Origin of the sequence: Vibrio sp. Hal054, from assembly GCF_037162405.1 — a bacterium.
GTDB lineage: Bacteria > Pseudomonadota > Gammaproteobacteria > Enterobacterales > Vibrionaceae > Vibrio > Vibrio diazotrophicus.
The window spans coordinates 25,090-44,678 of sequence record NZ_JARLUT010000003.1 but is presented as its reverse complement, the minus strand read 5'-3'; the positions used below and the strand labels follow the sequence as shown (position 1 = coordinate 44,678).

Annotated in this window: 19 protein-coding genes; 2 read left to right on the top strand and 17 right to left on the bottom strand. The window is 43.5% G+C overall.

Annotated features, from left to right (window positions below; translation table 11 throughout):
• Positions 1 to 36: 36 nt before the first annotated feature.
• From P4S58_RS22550 to P4S58_RS22540, 3 genes are all read right to left on the bottom strand, one after another.
• The gene (locus P4S58_RS22550; RefSeq protein WP_337165936.1) at positions 37 to 327 is read right to left on the bottom strand and encodes a hypothetical protein; all 291 of its coding nucleotides are present in this window, start codon (positions 325 to 327) and stop codon (positions 37 to 39) included.
• 38 nt (positions 328 to 365) lie between these two features.
• Positions 366 to 791: a hypothetical protein gene (locus P4S58_RS22545; RefSeq protein ID WP_337165934.1), complete on the bottom strand. Its 426-nt coding sequence runs from the start codon at positions 789 to 791 to the stop codon at positions 366 to 368.
• Between the two features lie 546 nt (positions 792 to 1,337).
• Positions 1,338 to 1,862 (bottom strand): hypothetical protein, encoded by a 525-nt coding sequence (locus tag P4S58_RS22540; protein ID WP_337165933.1) that lies wholly within the window; start codon positions 1,860 to 1,862, stop codon positions 1,338 to 1,340.
• Positions 1,863 to 2,125: 263 nt separating this feature from the next.
• Between P4S58_RS22540 and P4S58_RS22535 the strand changes: the two genes are divergently transcribed.
• Complete coding sequence (locus P4S58_RS22535; protein ID WP_337165932.1) at positions 2,126 to 2,641, top strand: hypothetical protein; 516 nt, start codon at positions 2,126 to 2,128, stop codon at positions 2,639 to 2,641.
• 53 nt (positions 2,642 to 2,694) lie between these two features.
• On the opposite strand, the gene P4S58_RS22530 is transcribed toward P4S58_RS22535, so the two are convergent.
• From P4S58_RS22530 to P4S58_RS22465, 14 genes are all read right to left on the bottom strand, one after another.
• Entirely contained in the window at positions 2,695 to 2,976 is a 282-nt protein-coding gene (locus tag P4S58_RS22530) for a type II toxin-antitoxin system HicB family antitoxin (protein WP_337165930.1), read from the bottom strand.
• 383 nt (positions 2,977 to 3,359) lie between these two features.
• Positions 3,360 to 3,641 (bottom strand): hypothetical protein, encoded by a 282-nt coding sequence (locus P4S58_RS22525; protein WP_337165928.1) that lies wholly within the window; start codon positions 3,639 to 3,641, stop codon positions 3,360 to 3,362.
• Between the two features lie 73 nt (positions 3,642 to 3,714).
• Positions 3,715 to 4,944 carry a hypothetical protein gene (locus P4S58_RS22520; protein ID WP_337165926.1) on the bottom strand — a complete coding sequence of 410 codons (1,230 nt, stop codon included), beginning with the start codon at positions 4,942 to 4,944 and terminating at the stop codon, positions 3,715 to 3,717.
• A gap of 9 nt (positions 4,945 to 4,953) precedes the next feature.
• Positions 4,954 to 5,382, bottom strand: coding sequence for a hypothetical protein (locus P4S58_RS22515; protein WP_337165924.1), 429 nt, complete (start codon positions 5,380 to 5,382; stop codon positions 4,954 to 4,956).
• Positions 5,383 to 5,403: 21 nt separating this feature from the next.
• Entirely contained in the window at positions 5,404 to 6,144 is a 741-nt protein-coding gene (locus tag P4S58_RS22510; protein ID WP_337165923.1) for a DNA/RNA non-specific endonuclease, read from the bottom strand.
• 253 nt (positions 6,145 to 6,397) lie between these two features.
• Positions 6,398 to 7,009: a hypothetical protein gene (locus tag P4S58_RS22505; protein ID WP_337165921.1), complete on the bottom strand. Its 612-nt coding sequence runs from the start codon at positions 7,007 to 7,009 to the stop codon at positions 6,398 to 6,400.
• 58 nt (positions 7,010 to 7,067) lie between these two features.
• Complete coding sequence (locus tag P4S58_RS22500; RefSeq protein WP_337165920.1) at positions 7,068 to 8,132, bottom strand: hypothetical protein; 1,065 nt, start codon at positions 8,130 to 8,132, stop codon at positions 7,068 to 7,070.
• A complete protein-coding gene (locus tag P4S58_RS22495; protein WP_337165919.1) occupies positions 8,110 to 8,262 on the bottom strand; it encodes a hypothetical protein in 153 nt (50 codons plus the stop codon). The genes P4S58_RS22500 and P4S58_RS22495 overlap by 23 nt, the downstream gene beginning before the upstream one ends.
• 5 nt (positions 8,263 to 8,267) lie before the next feature.
• Entirely contained in the window at positions 8,268 to 10,487 is a 2,220-nt protein-coding gene (locus P4S58_RS22490) for an ATP-dependent helicase (RefSeq protein ID WP_337165918.1), read from the bottom strand.
• Positions 10,484 to 12,859 carry a DNA topoisomerase gene (locus P4S58_RS22485; protein WP_337165917.1) on the bottom strand — a complete coding sequence of 792 codons (2,376 nt, stop codon included), beginning with the start codon at positions 12,857 to 12,859 and terminating at the stop codon, positions 10,484 to 10,486. The genes P4S58_RS22490 and P4S58_RS22485 overlap by 4 nt, the downstream gene beginning before the upstream one ends.
• On the bottom strand, positions 12,843 to 13,409 hold the full coding sequence (locus P4S58_RS22480) for a transglycosylase SLT domain-containing protein (RefSeq protein ID WP_337165916.1): 567 nt from the start codon (positions 13,407 to 13,409) through the stop codon (positions 12,843 to 12,845). Before P4S58_RS22480 ends, P4S58_RS22485 begins: the two co-directional genes overlap by 17 nt.
• A gap of 10 nt (positions 13,410 to 13,419) precedes the next feature.
• Entirely contained in the window at positions 13,420 to 16,455 is a 3,036-nt protein-coding gene (locus P4S58_RS22475) for a TraM recognition domain-containing protein (RefSeq protein ID WP_337165915.1), read from the bottom strand.
• Positions 16,448 to 17,887 carry a secretion/conjugation apparatus DotM-related subunit gene (locus P4S58_RS22470; RefSeq protein WP_337165913.1) on the bottom strand — a complete coding sequence of 480 codons (1,440 nt, stop codon included), beginning with the start codon at positions 17,885 to 17,887 and terminating at the stop codon, positions 16,448 to 16,450. Before P4S58_RS22470 ends, P4S58_RS22475 begins: the two co-directional genes overlap by 8 nt.
• A gap of 9 nt (positions 17,888 to 17,896) precedes the next feature.
• Positions 17,897 to 18,514 carry a hypothetical protein gene (locus P4S58_RS22465; protein ID WP_337165912.1) on the bottom strand — a complete coding sequence of 206 codons (618 nt, stop codon included), beginning with the start codon at positions 18,512 to 18,514 and terminating at the stop codon, positions 17,897 to 17,899.
• A 384-nt stretch (positions 18,515 to 18,898) separates the two neighbouring features.
• On the opposite strand from P4S58_RS22465, the gene P4S58_RS22460 reads away from it, so the two are divergent.
• A complete protein-coding gene (locus tag P4S58_RS22460) occupies positions 18,899 to 19,585 on the top strand; it encodes a hypothetical protein (RefSeq protein ID WP_337165911.1) in 687 nt (228 codons plus the stop codon).
• The last annotated feature ends 4 nt before the right edge of the window (positions 19,586 to 19,589 follow it).

Below are 19,589 nucleotides of genomic sequence, written 5' to 3'. Positions count from 1 at the left end.
AGAGCAATCAATAACGCTCAATGCTTCTCATAAGGCTTACATATCCGATTTATCCCATACAGTCCAAAATTGAACATTGCCTTGAACTAAGCCTTCACTCACAAGCCACATTTGCGAGTGGACGGCGTTAGGTTTCCACTGAGGCTCTGTCCAATCTACTAGAAGATGAGTAACAGGACGCTTATACCATTCAGGTGCTACGTAACCGCAACAAGATGGTGACTCTATGTTTTGCTGATAGATCAGATAATCAGAAACTAAGAAGGTTTCCAGTAGAACGACAGCTAATAGAATTGCGATCATGGTTGCTTTAAATGCTGTTAACAATGAAATTCCCCTTTAAACTAGAGATAACGCACAAACATCTATTGATGTAATTTATCCCCCGACTGACGGGACTTATGCAGATTGAAAGCGGCGTCAAATAATTTCGAGTGTTCGTTCTCTTCAATGGTTACACCGTTGTCTCGTATTACAGACTGCATCGCGCCAAAAATTGTGCACTCATGAAAGTCTTCCTCACGTTCATAATCCGAATAGGACAAAATCGGTTCTCCCGTAACCTTATGATAGGTTTCTTCCGAAACACCAATGGTTTCTATGATTGTGCAATCATTATCATCGAAAAGGTCAATAAAGAATGGCGCTACATCAGTAGGTACACGTTCAGACTTGAACAATGCGAGTGTGGTGGCTACATCACAATGGGCTAAAAAGCGACTATGAACTTTAACTCCATCGCCTGTAGTGCCGAGATACAAAGCTCGTAGACGTGTATTTTCATTAGGCATCGCTATTCTCCTACTATTCGATTTCTTCTAATCTAACGCTTGGTCTACCAAGCAATTCAAAACTATTAATCATCCAACTATCAGCGATTAAGAGTACAAACAATCCGTTTAGGTCACTTAAATGTGGGTGGGTAAATTTACGATTTGCAATACACACAACACCATCATTTACCTTTCTATAACCACGAATGATTGGGAAAAGCAGAGGTTTTTCAGGAAAACCTCGTCACCCCACTAATCAACACCTAAACAAATATGTAAATTACTCATAGCATTGACGCCTCTCATCACGGTAGAGTTGCGCGTCGGTATGCTCGTAATAACTGATAACTCCAATAGGCTAGTAACACTGGCGAACACAAATAGAAAATGTTGGCCGTAAAATTCAAAATACTGACATTAAAAAACGTAGCCGTAAGCTGCAACGCAATGACTGTTAATATGGTAAGTACTGACAGCGCAACCATTGATGAAAGGAGCAGTATCAGCGGTTTGTTAGTAGCCCTAAATGACAATTCAATAAGCTGGTTCACGTTAGTTCATCCTCTATTCGGAAATTACTGTTATGCACTCAATAAAATCAAGGCTAGTTTGTTCTAGAACGATAACCTCACTCTCATTTCTTCGAAGAAACAAAGCTAGCACATCGGCCTTTGCGACGGTGTAACAATGAATAGTATCGACCTCTCTTCTTAGAGCCCATTGTATTGCTACGTTGACATCCAATGTATAGGCAATGCAGTCAGATTCATTTGGTCGCTTAGCTCGGAAAACTGTCAATCTATCTGGAAGCTCATCATAGGTAATTACCTCGCTCGGCTTCATAATACTGTGCTTTCTATGTGCCCTATTGGAACTGAACAGCTTCTTCCATAACTTGAGATCTGAGAAGCCAGTGTAAGACACCCAAAGCGTGGACAACATAAACCAGTAAGCATAATCAGAGAGCTTCGACTTATGCTTGTCAAACTCTACAATAGCGCGACCCGTACCCTCGTAGCGAAGCAGTTTCGAAACTATCTTAGAATCTTTCAAATTGGGCTCAGCCAATGGTGAAATATCCAATAACACAAACTACTCCTTGTATTTGATGAAAGAGACAGTCATTAAAATAGACACACACTCAAGCCAACAGTTTTTGTCAATTAAGAAGCGAAAACAAATTGCAAATGTTGCTGAAAAATATAATTACATATGTTTACAACAAAACAAACAAATAATCAATAAAAAACAGCGAATCAAACAGAATACACAACTCATAATTATAAACAAATACATTTATCAACGCGCAGTATGTGATAGAATGTTAGAGCTAAACATTGATGAGTGTATTTATGAATGAATTGACTAAACTAGTGCCAGTACAAGGTAATGGTATGCCAGTAGATATAGATACTGAACTTGATGAACTTCTCCCATGCATACTACCTGATAATCAAATCGTCGCTGTGAAGGCTGTGAAGCGTTTCGTGTTTGGCGATATGAGGTTGACTACAAACCCAAACATCACGTATGTAGTAGAAGTGCTAGAGCATGGATTTGACGGTCTATATCAGTTTATTGCAGTTGAACAAAGCAAGCTGATTGATGAAGTTAAAGAGATGCGCAAAGCAGATAGGCGAGCAATCGACAAGTGGGAAAAAGATATCAAACTCGCGGGCCAAGTACTGCTGATGCAAAAGGATGAAAGAGACAGTGTGTTAACCGAATCAGACGAACCAACCGAAGAAATTTTCAGTGATCAGAAATCCATTAGAAGTCTGATTGATAGCCTTTCGCAAGGTGATATGGATAAAGTTAATCACCTGATAACATTACAAATTGAAAATGCTCTTGAGCTGGCCAACTGATAGAACCGAACTTGGTTGAATTGCCTTGCTTGTTGTTAGCAAGACAATTCAGCTCAACACTCAGTTTTGTTAGACTGCGATGTGTTTACAGAGATGACGTGCCACGAAAAACCTTGATATTCTTCCATTGATTGCCAATGCGACAATTCCTTAGCTGTCGGTGGCATCTGACCTCTTTCAGCTAAGTCTTCTAAATAGAGGTTTAGCGCCTCCTCTGCGTTAGTTAACGCCTCTTCAAGTGTGTCACCACCAGAAAAGCACTTAGGAATATCGGGGAACATCACGCCGTAGGCATGTTCCGAGTCACCCATTTCAATGGCTATTGGGTATTGCATAGTCGGCACCTTAAGTAAAGAAAGCTGGCTTGTGACTCAAGCCACAAGCATTCGGCAAAGTGTACAATAGTAGGTTACTAAAGCAACAGATTCTAATACTCCAAGTATAGCGCTGCTCGCGGCATTCATGCTGCAATTCGGATAACACCTTCAAAGAATGCAGGAAGCTTAGCTAAACCTACTTTTTCAAAAAAGTGTCTGTTCATAGAACAATTATGAGAAGCATCACAATATGAATATGCTGAATTGGACACACAGTTGAATAATGATAAAAATGCCATGAGTACATAGAACGATTCAAAACGACTAGACATTGTTTTGGTGTTTTGATTAAAGATTGCCGTCTACATCAAAAATACTTCGTTCTATGTGCTCGTCTCTTCTTAAAAGCCTCGTCGTTTTAACCATTCCCAAGTTTCTTTTTCGTGGTAGCCCCAATAGGAATTGAAGGCAACAACAATATAAGAACCAAAGGGGTTAGATTGGTCGTCATAGTCGGCAAGTAAGCGCTCCGTAACAGAGCGTGGAACTAACGCAGCGTTGTCATCCACCAGCCACGTATCTACACCGATAGCGATCCAATCGTCATCATCGTAGGCATCTTCAATTGCGCTTTGTAGCATCGAGTTGTACGACTCTAATGAGTTGATAATAAATACCGCCATAAAATCCTTGATAGGTTATGAGTAGAACTGATAGTAGGAAGGCGCAATGAACTGCGCCCTTTTAAATGGTTGGCTACTGTTGGTGATACTTAGCATAGTGACTATTAACACTGTCTAAGCCATTAGGGTTAGCAACGTAGGTGCGCAACGTGGCCATCATGCGAGCTTCGTCTTTGGGAACCCATCTTGCGTAACGACTATTAAGCTGATTGCCGTTGCCAGCAGTTTCGCTAATACAGTGCATATCCAAGTCCAATGCCGATTCATCACGCAGTGCAGGAGCACAGCCGTAGTGCGCGATAAGTGTCGCAGCAATGGCAAAATTACAAGGGCTTACCGCTTGGGCATCTAACTCTGTAGAAAGAATGATTTCACCCTTACCACAGAGATAGCGACAGACATCAACCATATCCTCGTGAGCGAGAAACGATTCAACATACACCGATTGGTCGCCATAGTCAGTTAAACCGAATATTCGATAGACGGTAGACTTACGAAGTTTCTCGATCACCAATCTTGCAAACGCGTGTAACGCTTCATCACTTTGTGCAATGGTGCTGATGGAATTGTCTGTTGCAAATGTGGTAATGGCAGGAACAAGACTCTCAATAGTGCCAGCATAAGCCGTAGCAAGATCGCTTGAGATAAAGCTAGCGACATAGTGCCCATGCTCTTGCTTGTTGGTTGCAGGTTGGTCCCATTGCACCAGTACACTGTCTTCCTCGCGTTTAGTTCCGAAGAACGCTATACACTGGCGAGTCTCTATATCATAGACGTGCGACCATTGGACAATAAGTTCGCCTGTTTGTTCTTCATCTAACTGAGGATCTATTGTCTGGAATACTTTACCTAGCAGAGACTCAGCAACCATTTCCGCTTCATCTTTTTCCTGAAATGCATTTCTGAAATCTAGAGCGCCGCCTACTGGGTAGTAATCACGCCCTGCAAACACCAAATAGCGAAACGGTCTAACATCAAGCGGAGCTTTAAAGGTCAGCCACTCACCGACAAAACGAACACCGAGTGAGCCGATGACCAACGTTATGAATAATGGAGCCGCTAAACCTGCAATGCTAACCTTCATATAAAAAGCGATGTAGGTGGTAGCAAATGATAGAAATATATTGATAACACCCACACAAGCCCAGAGACGTTTCGAAGTGATTAAGTCAGAGGGACTAACGTTTGCCTTTGGATTGGTTGACTCTGAATACTTGAGTGCAATCATCGCGACTAGGCTTATTGCAATAGCGCCAAGAGAGATTGCATTAAACCCAGCAATCACCTCATTTACATCGTACATACAGTTCCCTTATCGAGTGTTAGTTGAAATAAGGCCAAGGTGCTTCTTGGCTAAAAACAATTGCTGGTCTAGTGCTCGGTTGGCGTCATTGATGCGTACCGTAAGAAGCGCGTCAAAATAGGCGTCGAAGGTAACTTCCAGTACAGTGCCCACAGTGCAATCAATAGTAGAACCGCCAATGTCGAGCAGTGAATCACCCTCCCCTGCCATACCGATGAAGTCATAACGGTCTTGCGATTGCTCTACCATCAGGAACCATTCAATGAATTCCTCTGTTGTGCAGTTAACACCTTCAAACCTGATCTCTTCGCAATCAGGTGTCGTATCCACACAAGGCCATCCATCGTCATCACAGCAACCATTTTCACTTGGTCCTCTATCGCGAGCGCCGATAACCCGAGCTTGACGCTCAGTACATGCCATAGGATGCTCTCTCATACTTTTTCAAAAAAACCACATCTAGCTCTTATCACAGCCTGCCAGCATTGCATTGGTACTAGCGGATTTGAAATCTTTCAAAAAAGGGTCAATTTCAATAGATTGTCCTGTCCATTGTTCAATATCGCGCACACTAACTAGGTACGTATCCACATTGGAGGCTACGGCATTGACACTATTTGGAATCCACCAAGCAATGACATTGCCATCATAGGTAATGACCTTCCAAAAGGCTTGTGGCGCTGTTACACCATGTGTACGGGTAAAGTCACCACCTTGAGGAATCGGAGCGCTATCATCGCGATACACGCCGCCATACACCGTCATTTGATATAGATCGCGCCTGCACTCTTCCCATAGTTCGGTCTGATACCAAGCCCCTCTGTTCATCTGAGCCACTTGAGGAAGCACATTGACCATCGAGTTTGATTGAACAATGGCTAACGCTGAAAAATCCATTGAGTTAGCAGGCACCAAGTGTCCCCTATCGTAGCTGACTTTGGAGTGATTTCGATACGTAGACTGAGACTTTTGCTGACATCGGGACGGTACAGAAGGGTCATAGTAGAACTCATCACTGCGCTTAAAGTTGCCCAAGTCTTTTAGAGTGACATACCACCAGCGAGTAGCGGAACGAGTATCACAATCCAATTCTACAGAAAAGAATTCATAATCAACAATATAGCTCTCCCCTGTCTTTAGCGCTGAATGGGCAGGAACAGCGCCGAGCAAAACAAGCGAGAAAAGTAATGTACGTAGCATGAACACCAACCTTCCAATCAGTGAGCGGGTATTCCCTCGACACAACGAGATACAACACCTCATTGAGCTTGCCTTGCCGCTTTCATGCGATTAACAATACGTCGGGATACCTTTTCAAACACAACCAAAACGATAACCAAATTTAAGATCCCTAGCAAAAATCCATAGGTCGAAAAGACAGCCCATATTTCAGCCAAAAGCAACAAAACAGCTGCAATAAAGACAACCAATCTAATTATCGGCATATGCACCCCTAACTATCTAAAAATTCCGTTTCGTTGGACTCTGGTAATGCTTTGGTGATAACACTGTCAGTAGAGATTGCAATGACGTATTCACCATGACGCTTTTCAGGAAGACATAGGAATAATTTGGTGTCTATTTCAAAAGTCTCGTCATCAATTTCGCTCTCTAACTGAGCTTGATAATGGTTCACCAGTGTAGCGATGAAGTCTTGATCGGTAACGGTAACTCGCAACACTTTTGCAAGCTTTTCGTGAGAGAAATGGTCAAGAAAATGGAACTCAAGATCTAGATCCTGCCCGTTCTCAGGATAGGTCACATTGCTTGCACCGCGTTTTGCGTTTACTGGAATAGTAGAAAAGAAGTTCTTTGTTTCGTCAGCGGCCAAGAATCGAGTCTTCAGGAACAACATAGACTGAACTTTGATTAATGACACTTGGATATCAACAATGGCATCCAAATGCCGCACATCACCGACCTTCAATACGATGTAGTTACGCTTGCCAGAAAACATATCCAGCAATAATCGGCTCTTCGATTCCGTAATAATGCGTGACGGATAGACCTGATCGATAAAATGGAAAAAGTTGATTTTATCGCGGGAAATAATTGTTGGTTGCATGATGACCTCGAATGAATTTAATAAACTGACTAGATTATAATATTTATACAATCATAAGTCAAAAACTAATAACAGTGGATTCAGACTGTTGCATTGTGACTTGCCCTTTAGCCTGAACCCCCTTTTCCTCACTTTGAGAAAACATAAAAAAGTCGGTACAAATACGCGTACCAATAGCTGATTGAAGTTGCTCCAACGGTCTTGAATGTCCACTGGATAAAATAAAGTACCGATAGACCTGCTCCGCTACCATGACATCGAAAAACAAGTCATCAACAGGACGTTTACCAACAAGCTCCACTAACTTAGCTTTGTCTACTGGGGTCCACTGTATAAGTAGTTCGTTGGCTAACATCATTGCGGTAATAGACGAAACAATATGCGTGTTTACGCTGATACCCATATTTACAAATCGGCGTATAGGCAAAATACTGATCACCATTTGATAGAACAGGTGGCTATAAAACTCAAAAAGTGACGAAAAAACCTGCGGCACACCGATAGTAATTCGATTGCCTGATGTAGAGTAATTAGAAGTGCGTTCCGCATTGAAAACGACATCGAGTCGCAACTGCCTAACAACTCCACCAGCAAAGCTTTCTAGCCCTTCAGGTGTGCTGTATGGGTTAATAACATCACTTAAAATTGAGGCACTATTAGGTACAACCTTTTTGACTAGGGTGCGAATGCTGAACACGTTTTTATACGTCTTATATCGAAGGTCAGCGGTTTTATACAGCATCTCAACCAGCCCTGTTTCTTCGTTCACTGTTTCAACGGCGTCATACAAATGCACTAACGGATAGTTCACGCTACGCGAGCCTTTTTGTATTGCGTACCCGAGCTTATTTAACTCGTGATACTGGGAAAACCTAGGCTCAAACAAACGGGATTCAAGATAGTCACTGTAAGCGTAATGCGTCAGGATTAGTCCACTCATTCCATGAAAATACTCGCCCTTGATTGGATTAAAGGGTACTTGCAGTGGCCGAGGCATAAACAGCTTGCCATCCAAATGTTGGTCAATGTTATGCACAATGACTTCCCGCATTATTTCACGAAAGGCTAACCAAACTTGGTTAGCCCTATCTATGGTCTGCTTACTCTGAGGTTTTTTCGCCATCATGATCACCGTCCAAAGCCAAATTATCGACTTCCTCCACTTCGCCAAGATAGGAGCTATCAGAAATCAATGTTTCCAGTGTTTCCAAAAACCGCAGTTCTTCATCGCTGAGAGGTACCGTTGTCGCCATTGTGACTATCCTTCATTCACGAGCACGCTGCTGCCATGCAAATCAGTTAAATAATCTAAGAAACTAAGAGGGTCTGTCTCATAGAGTTGGCCACGCGATAAATACTGCTCATGCCTTGTTATGTAGAGCTGCATTTGTGCTCGTGTAACGGCAACATAGAACAAACGTAGCTCTTCTTGATACGTCAGTGATGCTGGGTCAGCATTGTTCATATCTTTAAACCATGTGTCATTGGAACAGCCAACAATGAAAATAACCTTTTTCTCTTTGCCCTTTGAAGCGTGAACGGTTTGCATCTCGATATCCGTCATATTCTCTTCATCCTTTTTATCAGACTTATGGATAACGAGAGGTCGAGAGCAAATATAGTCCAGAACATTCATATCCTCAGACGTTAAGCGATCACTGCCAAACAAGTAGCTAAAAATGGCATCAAAGTCATCAGTGATCCGTTCACGGTCCCGCTGCACGACGGATTGGCGAACGTCATCTGTCGCGAATGGGAGGTAGAAAAACTGGCAGTAGGCGTCCTTAAGTACCGTAACAAAATCTAATACCGCTTTCTCGTAAGCAGGACCGTACTTCTTCCGCACCTCCTGTTTTGCAGCCGCGGAGAGAGACAGAAACTGCGCATTATGAGAGCGACAGTATTCGTCAAACGTCTTAACTCGTTCGAGATCGGGTGATAACAACAACGTCGTTGATGCAACTGCATTCAGTACTGACCACGCAGGACTATGACGATTGAAGTGCTGGTTTAGCAAATAACTCAACGCGGCATGATGCGAGTCCTTAAACCCGTGTTGCTTGGCCATAGCCGTATAGTCTTGGGAACGAATACCGAACTCAGCATGAGAGGATAGAAAACTGCTCATGGCGTGTTTCGATGTCGGACGAAAAAGAAGATGCAAGAATTTCACGATATCGACGACACGCTCATCCTCATAGAGTGAACGATCATCAGAGCCGCCCACTCGACGAAATGGCATCCGACGTTGAATGAACTCATTTTCGAGCACATCCCCTAACCGTTTAAATCGATACAAAATGCCGATGTCCTTGTACTCAATCCCCTGATTGCGAAGCCACTGTATCTTCGTCGCTATCCACTCAGATTCACAACTAGGCATAGTGCAATCGCGTATGATTACAGGCTCAATTGGTGTTGTCGTGTTTCCAGCAATCATAGGGTCATTCGTTAGCAATAGTGACATGTTAGAGGCTAGTGCGTTTCCGACATCCACCACCTGCTGAACACTACGAAAGTTGTGTGGTAGAGAGAGAACCTGTGCATGTGAAAAAACCGACAGCATTTTTTTAAACAGGTATGGGTCACTGCCTCTAAACCCATAGATAGCTTGTTTTACATCACCGAACAAAGATAGGTTTCGTCCATTGTGTGCCAGCATCAAGACAAATTTGAATTGGCAAAAGTTCACGTCCTGAAACTCATCAACCATGATTTCAGGGTAACGACGTTTGAGCGTGATACGAACGTCCCTATCTTGTTCAATTAAGTCCGTGGCAAGAACCAGTATTTCATCCAAGTCAACCAGCGAGTTTTTACGATGGAGGTCAACATACACTTTCCACATTTTTAGAAAATAAAAGTTGAGACGGTCTGTGTCTTGAAGCAGCGTCGGACGCTCATTGTAATTGGCCATATCATTTAATGACGCAACTACCCCTAGAAATCGGTCTTTATTCGCAGCAAAGTACGACTCTGGGGAAAAACCTTTAGCACGAATGAGTGAAAGCCAACTATCAAGCGTAAACGTGGATTCAAGTGATTTAAAATCGTTCTTCTGTTTAACAGATAACCCTTTTTCTTCGGCTTGCTTCAAGTGGTAATACACATCCCGACCTGAAGCGATGGAAAAAATACGGAGTCCCGCTTTTTTGAAAAACGGATTGCTGAAAAATGGCTTAATCACATGATGAATGGCAAAGCGATGGAAAGTGGAAGTTACAATACGCTTTCCCTGCTCTTCGCCTACTTTCCTTTTGACGCGCTCTGATATTTCTTTCGCAGCATCATTGGTAAATGTGATAGCAACGATTGGCTGCTTGTGGGCAGAATTCGTGTAGCGAGCAAGACGATGCTGAATTTTACGGGTCATGACCTCAGTTTTTCCAGCCCCTGCTCCCGCAGTGATAATGTTGCAACAATCATCACACAGTATTGCCGTCTGTTGCGGCGCGGTCATTCCATCTAAGTAATTCATCTATTTTTCGTATTTTTAAGCTTGTTCAGTTTGTGGGTCAGAGAGCGAGTCGCAGAACGTGAAGTTAGAATCTCGGGACTAATCGCGTAATGAAGCTGTAGAGCCAATTTTTTGAGTTGACTGATTTGTGCAGCGGTAGGCTTGCGTTTAGATTCGCAGAGCTCGATAAACTCTGAACATTTCTCAGCACTTTTCAACGCTGAATCAGGGAACTTCACGTTTAACGAGTAAGCAAGCTTCTTCGCTAGTGTCAGTTGCTTTTGAGATGGTGGAACACTGCTGGAATCGGTGGATAAATGCTGTGTCACAATCTTCGCGTCTTTTTGCGTGTGATGATCTATGGCAACACCCGATTTGGCCAACTCATACTTTTGCTTTGTGTGGTACGGTTGAGGGTGCGCCAATAGGAAATTATGACAGTCCTTCTTAAGCACGTAATCACTCGGTTCAATGGTTATGTTTAGCATCTTTGCTCGTGCTATGACCTGTTCGATAAGCGCCTGACTTGCAGGTGTTGTATCGCTGTTGTAGTGACTAAGCTGGCCAGAATTGAACAATCCACAGAGGTATTGCACTTGGTCATACGTCCTCGATACAAAGGCATTTCGTAGTTCAAGGGCTTTGGAAAGCTCCGTAGTACGTTCGATTACGTCTAAGTCGCGTTCCCATTGGGCACGGGTTTCAGGGGTTTTAAACTGCTCTGGTAGAATATCTAAGACAGCTTGACCTTTAGCTGTCATCACTACTAATTTTTCATCCTCTGACGGTACTAGGTCTATATAGAAACGAGAGAGCAACTTATCAATTGCTGAATGTCGTGTTGCTGCCGTGCCTAGACCATTTTCGAGCATGATCATTGGTAATTCATGCAACTTGTAGTACTGAGGAACATTTCTACGTTTCTTGGTGGTTGCTATGCTATCTGGGGAGAATGAATCACCCACTTTGATCGTGTTGAATTTGGTTGCTGACAGCGAGAACGAACGATCCATCGTGAAGATACTTTTACTTTCACCAACAACCCCCAACTGCTCCATATCGAAAGCGACGCTCATTCTTACATGAAGCATTTCCGAATCACCAGCTAACGCCGCGGTGAATCCTTCACAAATAGTGTTGTATACCAACTGTTCGTTCGCAGTAAGATCAGATGGTGGTGTCACATCTGTAGGCACGATGGCACTATGCGCAGATTCGTGAGTATCACTAACACAATTAGGTGTATCACCGCGTTCAACATCTCGTACCAAACTCGCTAATCCTTCGGGTTTTTCTGAAAAACCTTCGTTATGGCTTAACGATTCAAGCAGTGAAGCTAAACGTCCGTTACTGTAATGGGTTTTAGGTAGTTCTTCTGAATCACTTCGGGGGTAACTTATCAAACCTTTCAAATAGAGCTCTTGCATTACTTTCATCGTTTCGCTCGGCGACAATGATTTGACCGCTTTTTGAACCCCAGCAGTATTTAATAGAGGCGGTGCTGAAACGCTGATGACTGAGGTCTTAATAGCGACACAAGAGATAGTATTGGTTTGAATCTGGCGAGTTTTGCAGTAGTTACGGCTTAGCGTTGGTTGAGCAAGCAATGCTTCATCTGTTCCGCTCAACGTAGGGTCATAGTCAAACTCACATTTATAACGCCCAATCTTACAGGTAATGGTGGGTGAAGTGATTGAATGGATTTTGTATTGCTCAACTTCACGGCAATGCTTTGCGATTAATGCCAGTGTTGGTGTTTGCACTTGGCCAAGACTGACTACACTCGATTGAGCATCATTGTACCCCGATAAAAGAGGATGCAATTTGCCACTGCGAGCGTAAAACGTAGCAACCTGCGTCACCATCGAATAGGCGAAATCAGACACATCGCGTGCACTTGAAGCGTAATAGCGCGATTTGGTATCAGAACCGTCTAATAAGTTACTGAAGGCTTCACAAATCAAACGACGCGACAAGCCTTTAGACAAATCCATACGATAGACATGAGCTTCTGTGTTTGCATGATTGAAGAGGTCATAAAATGCCCTCTCGCCTTCACGGTCAAAGTCAAACGCATTGACTATCAGATCATGACTGCGCATAAATGACGTAATCGTATCAATCATATCGAAACTGGACACATCGTTACCGCGTATCTTGATAGTAAACGAGTGAGGTATTGAGTGGATTACACGAGGCAACTGATTGAAGTTCTGCGGTGTCTTCCAGCTATAGATTTCAGGTTCATTATGAGAACGGGTGAACAAATGGCCTGACGAAAAGCAGATCACATCACCATGAGCGTTACTGAAATGGTCAAACTCAAATTTAGCAAAGCCCAGTGACTGTGCTATCAATTTGGCTACACGATATTTCTCAGTCACAATTAGCATATTTGCATCTCAACGTGCCGTTCACTACCCCTGTGGACGCAAACTTCGCTTTGTCTGCGCGTATATCTTTCAGGATGCGCTCTATTCGCTCCTTATAAGTAAAATGTGGGCCTTTGTTCTTTGCTGTTGAATACCAGTGGTAGTTCGCAAGCCCCGTTAGTTCATCTTTGGCTTTTTCAGCGCGATGCTGGTAGATAATGGTACCGAGCTCAATGTTAGAACAGGTGTTTTTAAGCACCATGCGCCAATCGGCCTTCCAACCAATTCGAGGAAGATCAACTGCCCATGTTTCATAGTTAATCTGCATTATTCCCATGTCATGAGTGCCATCTTTATTTCTGCGGTATTTCCCCATAGTGCCACCTTCAGCCATGACAAGGGTGTAGATGTAGTCTGGATGAACATTAATTTTGTTTGAGGCATACAAAATGCAGTTGAACAAAGGTAGCCGCTCTGTATCAAACCGCGTCAGCTGGTGGTAGTAAGCCGAATCAGTTGGGCTTACTACAGGTTGAAAACTCGGTGTGGGCATGTCCACTGCTACAGCCATTAAAAAACTCCTAGTCCAATAAGAAACGGTCAATAAGGTTTTCTTGCCTTTCACTGAGCGTCTGTCTGTATTTCTGACTCGCGTCATCAAATTCACGCTTAACGTTTCCTGTAAGGTCATCCTGCTCGGACTGACTACCTAACACTGGTGGTGTTGGTTGAGTCGGATAGATTTTGACGTTTAACAGTTCGCCTTTAATGAACTCTTTATCTAGCTCGCTGTATTGACTTGCAGTTTCAATTAGGCGGTCCACACTTTCATTCTGATAATACTTGTCAGATACCGATTCATCGTTCGTACTATCAGATTCAGCGTCACCGTCAGTGGACGTACCTGCAACATCTGTAGACTCATCTTCCGCAGTGTTCTCAGTAGTGTTTTGTGTGTTTGATTGCGCTTTGGCACTCTTTGCAGCTTCTTCAGAAGCAAGGCGATTGTTCTCATCAATGAGAGCCTGAAGCTCCCCGAAATCGAGAGATTCATTAGGATGATCATCATCGTGACCATAGTCATAGCCTTCACCATCAACAGGTAAGGACGTTTCGGTTGTTGTATCTGCGGAAACATCATTTGTTGTGGCTGGCTCAGCTGCTTCAGCAGCGTGACCAAAGTTAGGAGCGTTAGCTAATAGAGCGCTTAAGCTCTGGCGATTGATGCTTGCTTTAGGTGTAGTAGATTGCGTTTCTACAGGCTCATTAGCACTAACAGGTGTGTCTTGTTGCAACTGAGGCATCTCATCAGCAAGTTCATCATCAGAGAAGTTAGGAAGAACGATATCATCGTCATTCAGACCGAGCTTTTCTGCATACATAGCGCTGTGAGTGGCGTACATTTCCGCGGAATCAACAACCATTGTGGCAGAACCCTCGATATCCATAAGTTCTGCCGCACTGCGGCGGCTAAGTGCCTCTGTACGCTGCTTGTCGGCTTCAGCAAGTAATTGCGCTTCAGTGTTGGACACTTGTTGCAAGTCCATTTCCACCAGCTCATCAATATAGGTGTAGATGAGCGCATCCAACGACGAATACAGCTCAGGGCTGTTAGAACGCTGGATATTTTCGCACACTCCTTCGAGTTTCTTGGCGAATGCGCTCAACACGCGGCTGGAATTCTTGGCGCTATCAATGGCTTCGACATCCTGCGATACGCTTTCTCGCTCAAAACCAATAACAGATTTGATGTATTGGATTTGTGAATCATTGGGCTTATCGAGATCGGCAAAATGGTTTAAGTAAAACTCAGTAACTTCACCATCCCTCTCGGTATTAGGGAAGAACGATGCACTGCGCATTGGTATCACATTGCCGCGATAGAGGTATATACCCTCCATTGGATCAGCGCTGGACAAATCACGCATTGTAATCAGTTCTTCATCACTGTATTGAACCCGTTCTGCACCGCGCCAGTTTCCCCACATGGTTTGAACCTTTTCTGCGGCTCGCGCCATTCGAGTGGTACCCATAGAGGCGTTGAGTAAGTCTTTTGTTTCGTGAGTATCTTGTGAAGCGAACACATACTTGTTGTTCAAGTTGGATTCAGTTTGGCGAGCTTCAGACAAACCAAAGTTCTCAAACGCCTTAATTGACTGCGCCAACAAAGTGATATTCACCCCTACAGCACGCAACAAAGAAACAAGCTGGGATATACCACTGGCATAGTAGTTATTGATCTCATCAAACCATACTCGCGTAGGCACTAGACGCGTTGAAGCTAGACTGTCAATCGTTTCCTTCTTGCTGCCTTGTACCTGATAACCAAACAGAGATGAGAACGCTGGACGCATTGAGTTGATAAACATACGTCCAAGTTCCGCTGTTTGAGTTGGATCACGTTCAATGGCGGGGAGCAACATTATCAGAATCTGCCCATGTAAAACCGTATTCCTCGGGTTAATGTCAGAGCCGACAGAGCTAAAAATATGACCAAGAGCACCAGACATATCGTTCAGTGCTTTGGTTAGCATCGATTTGTTATAAGTGTGCTGTTCTTCAGCTTTCTGGTTTATTTCAAGGTCAGAACCACCTTCATTGAAGTACGCATCGCTGATTTGGTTAAGAGATTTCAAGTAATCTTTTAATGGTGTACGAGTCTCATCAGGGACATCTTGGCGTGAAGCCATTTTTATGAGCTCACGCAAACCCAAAGATTGGGATATAACACGGATATCTAAGGGCTCACCAAGATTGTCGCGAGCATAAACCAAAATTGGCAGTTGCCCCGCAATCATTGAAGAAGCTCGGTCTAGGAAGTATTGGTTGCTACCTCCCCCTTCCCCTGACGCTGTTGAACCAATGATAAGTTCACGACTTTCATCGTGGTTCAGAATAGAGAACGGGTTGAATTTGTTTGATGGATAGTCTTCATCCAGCATGGCATTGATATCACGCGTCTTACCACCAATGAGGAAGTTAAGCACACGTAAGTCGTGGATTCGTCCAGTTCGTATGATGTAGAAAACAAACTCGTACAAGCCCTTTATTGAGCCTTTGCCGTCTCCGAGCACGATAGGTGCACCACCTTTAAGATGACCTTGTATGCAAGCCTGAAACAGCTGACAGCACAAGGTCACGGTTTTACCCGCACCTGTTGTACCGACAATCAACGCCATTCGCGTTTCACGGTCTAAGTCAATCCATAGCTGGCGGTTAAATAACAAGTCATAGCCAACCAACATGAGTGCATCACCTGCTTTTAGGCGTAGCCCACTGCGTTTATGCTCCGATTCATGGCCATGCCTTGGTTTCTTACCTTTGTAGATTCGGTCATTAAGAGCATTCTTTCGTCCTACGTACGGCGCACTAATTAGGTAGTCCATTTGTGCGGATAAACCATGCAGAACAAAACCAATGCCAACTAGAAACAGTAGGTTTGACAGTGGAGGCAGCATGAAAATAAGCACACCGATACAAAAGATAAATGCACCGACGAAAATTGGGTAATAGTCCAAAAACAAGCTAGACAGTGGACGCGTATCTACATGTTGACTGCGGTTTTCAAGCAGTCCGAGCTGATGGGCTAGTCTCGTTTTATCAGAAAAACTACTCATGATGGACGGCGTTCCTTTCCACTACGTCATTCACGTTGGAACTGTCTGCGCGTTTGTCCAATGCGCTCCACTCCCCCGCAAGTTCATCATCACTAATATGGACGCGTGAGAAATGTTGTTCTTTCTGACACGCATATTTGATGCGAGTCAGGATGTCTTTCGCGTTCGGCTTCCAGCGTGACACACGGTCAAACTCTTCTTCGAGAGCATCCACCGCTTTGATAACTTGCGGCTGTGTGACTTTAGTCTCCAATTCAACCTCAACTGCATGATGAGCCATGATGCCTGTCGCTTCCCAAAACGGCTTCTCTTCACCAGCGCTGTAAAGAGTAAAGTAAAGAGCTCTGTCTTCGCGACACAGCAGGTAGAACTCTGTACTTGCTATGATTTCATTGTGGCGAACCACTTGCAGGAACGAAGCAAAAAAAGTACGTGTATAGGCGTGGCAATTAATAAGATTGGCGAGTAGAACCTCTAACTCAATTGTTGGATGACGATAGCGGTCACAAAGAAAGTAGAAGATGTCGCGCTCTACTCCATTAAACAGAAGCCCCATATCGTCAAAGCTGCCGTTGTAATCTCGACCATTATTAATCATATGGTTGGTCGCAAATCCACCAACAATCAAACCACTTTCGTTATATTCAAGGTCAATTAGAACCCCATTTTCATCAAACAAACGGGGCGTGTTAGCCTCATCGACATAAGCTGGATGTAGCACAGGAGGGCTAGTTAGTTGGCGCTCAAAAGCTCGCTTTGCTAGAGAACGGCTGAAATCACTGTACCCCGTAGAGCGATCGATAATTGCAATTGGTCTAAATGCCGTAGTATTAGGGTCAAGGGCAAGTGCCTCGTTCCATTGTTGCAATTCGGTGCGGCTCGCGTTTGGTGGAGGGCAAGCGGTCATAAACATGGTCGGTTGCATGGCTTGTGCATGGCGATTGTGGTAATCATCTCTATTGGTAAAGTCATAAATACGGCTGTATTTCAATGGGTTGTCATGAACCAGCGACTCAATTGCAGCGTTCTCCCGAGCGTAGAGTGACAACATAGACTGAACATCATGTGTTTTAGTGACCACGAGATAGTTGTAGAAAATTTTCGCGCCAATAATTAGAAAAAAGGATGCATAAAAATAGCGAAGGACGTTGTTGTAGTAGGCTTCAAATTCAAACAGCCACGTCCAACTCATTTGACTTACTTTGGTCGTCTTAAGTACCTGTATCCCATCAGAGAAATAGGTGGTGTTCAATGGAGTGCTCAGGAAATCCCACACATACAACTCGACCATTCGCCCCATGCTCCACGCAGCAAAGAAAATGGGTGCATAAGACAGGATTACAAAGCAGAAAATAACGAATAGAACGAGAAGCCAGAAATAACTCTTCAGCTCCTCCATGATGTCATCATCTTGAATTCCATTACTACTCATGAGGAAACCTTAACTTTTTCTAGAAAACTCAGGGGTGATAGCTTGTTTTACTTCTGCACTGTGCGATTGTTCGGAAAATTTACGAATGGCATACAAACGTTTGATGGCTCTCACTCGACGACGAAGCCGCGCAGCAGTATTGGGGATATCGCGAATGAAACGGTAGCATCGCGGAACAACAAAGCTAAGTGTGGTATGGAAGTGACCTGATACTGGTAAACGTTCTTTTTTCAGCTGTATCATTAGCACGGACACAGTGAGCAGGTACAACAGAACGACACCCACAAAAAGGTAGAAGCCAGCAATAATTGACTTGTCATAATCTACTAGCGAAAGTGCTTTACTGCTTGAAAACATCACAACCGCCATAAGACCAATCACAATGTAGAAATAGCAGTTAAACGTCGCCACCCCAACAGATCTTAGATACAGGGGAAAAGCAACTTTCTGCCCATGCTTCCGATAGTGCTTTGTTAAACGATTGGCGGTGAAAAAAGCAAACAGCCCCAGCAAAATATGTCCAAGCTGATGAACAGCTAAAAGCACAACGGATGCCAGTAGAAACCCAAGAACAAATCGTCGTTGTGTTTTGGCGATAACAACATGAACTCGCTGCGTATCAGACATTGGAACTCCAAATAATAAATATGGTATTAAGCGTAGAGCTGCTATAAAATACTGCGTTATATATAATCATGATATAACAATTTTATAGATTAATAAATATATGGCTAAGAGCAAGAAGAATCGAAATCAGACCGAAGAGTATTTGAACTTCGCCAACTCACGACCGTTGAACATTCGAAACATGATCAAAGTCGGACGATTCACATTCCAAAAGCCGCGATGGTGGGATGATCAACGCACGCTGAACTGGGTCATTAACGTTCAAAAATTCATAACCATAGTCATGTGCGTGATCGCTCTTTTTTTTGTGGCGATGACTATTGCCGGTAATGACAAAAATAAAGTGTGGAACCTATTTACGTTCGACCAAAACGGAAGCGTCCAATGGATAGACAGTCTCAAGAAATTGCAGTGAACCGTAGCATTGCGCTGCACCTGTACAGATTGATGAAGAAAAGCGGCACCCTCACTACAATTGTTGTTGCTGGGGTCACTCTATGCCTGCTCGTTGGATATTTTTTTACGCGGGTACAACTAAAAGATGCCAGTGGCGTTTTTGAAATAAGCGTGACACAAGGCCGTATAAATGGCGCTCCCATACGCGACCCCGAACATACCTTTGATGACTCGATTGCTAAGATACAGAATTTCACCTCTCAAAAACTCACTGCTATTTTGAATCAAACCACCAGTAGCTTTCGATATCTGGACTATGAGCTGACCAATACGACACCATCATTTCGCGACGACTTAGACGTGAATTTTGATAAGTACGAAGTAAGAGAACGGCTATCGAATGAAAAGACTGTATATTCGATGACGTTTGACATGGTAGATGTACCAATTGTAGTAAACGCCACTACGCCCGATAAGCGCCAGCTTTCAGATATCCCCTATGAACAGTTGAACACAACTATTTTTGAAAGCTTTAGACTTGATATCACCGCCAATTTCGAATTGACGGATAATCGCAACAAAATGCGTACAAAGCATAAGATTGAATTCTACGTAGATGCTAGCCCTGCCGATAAAGACCAGTATCAACTAGTCGGCATGACACTATGGAAATAATGAA

Coding starts and splice junctions, on each gene's coding strand:
- P4S58_RS22545 (WP_337165934.1), bottom strand. CDS start 791: ATGCCTAATGAAAATACACGTCTACGAGCTTTGTATCTCGGCACTACA.
- P4S58_RS22535 (WP_337165932.1), top strand. CDS start 2,126: ATGAATGAATTGACTAAACTAGTGCCAGTACAAGGTAATGGTATGCCA.
- P4S58_RS22530 (WP_337165930.1), bottom strand. CDS start 2,976: ATGCAATACCCAATAGCCATTGAAATGGGTGACTCGGAACATGCCTAC.
- P4S58_RS22525 (WP_337165928.1), bottom strand. CDS start 3,641: ATGGCGGTATTTATTATCAACTCATTAGAGTCGTACAACTCGATGCTA.
- P4S58_RS22520 (WP_337165926.1), bottom strand. CDS start 4,944: ATGTACGATGTAAATGAGGTGATTGCTGGGTTTAATGCAATCTCTCTT.
- P4S58_RS22515 (WP_337165924.1), bottom strand. CDS start 5,382: ATGAGAGAGCATCCTATGGCATGTACTGAGCGTCAAGCTCGGGTTATC.
- P4S58_RS22510 (WP_337165923.1), bottom strand. CDS start 6,144: ATGCTACGTACATTACTTTTCTCGCTTGTTTTGCTCGGCGCTGTTCCT.
- P4S58_RS22505 (WP_337165921.1), bottom strand. CDS start 7,009: ATGCAACCAACAATTATTTCCCGCGATAAAATCAACTTTTTCCATTTT.
- P4S58_RS22500 (WP_337165920.1), bottom strand. CDS start 8,132: ATGGCGAAAAAACCTCAGAGTAAGCAGACCATAGATAGGGCTAACCAA.
- P4S58_RS22495 (WP_337165919.1), bottom strand. CDS start 8,262: ATGGCGACAACGGTACCTCTCAGCGATGAAGAACTGCGGTTTTTGGAA.
- P4S58_RS22490 (WP_337165918.1), bottom strand. CDS start 10,487: ATGAATTACTTAGATGGAATGACCGCGCCGCAACAGACGGCAATACTG.
- P4S58_RS22485 (WP_337165917.1), bottom strand. CDS start 12,859: ATGCTAATTGTGACTGAGAAATATCGTGTAGCCAAATTGATAGCACAG.
- P4S58_RS22480 (WP_337165916.1), bottom strand. CDS start 13,409: ATGGCTGTAGCAGTGGACATGCCCACACCGAGTTTTCAACCTGTAGTA.
- P4S58_RS22475 (WP_337165915.1), bottom strand. CDS start 16,455: ATGAGTAGTTTTTCTGATAAAACGAGACTAGCCCATCAGCTCGGACTG.
- P4S58_RS22470 (WP_337165913.1), bottom strand. CDS start 17,887: ATGAGTAGTAATGGAATTCAAGATGATGACATCATGGAGGAGCTGAAG.
- P4S58_RS22465 (WP_337165912.1), bottom strand. CDS start 18,514: ATGTCTGATACGCAGCGAGTTCATGTTGTTATCGCCAAAACACAACGA.
- P4S58_RS22460 (WP_337165911.1), top strand. CDS start 18,899: ATGGATAGACAGTCTCAAGAAATTGCAGTGAACCGTAGCATTGCGCTG.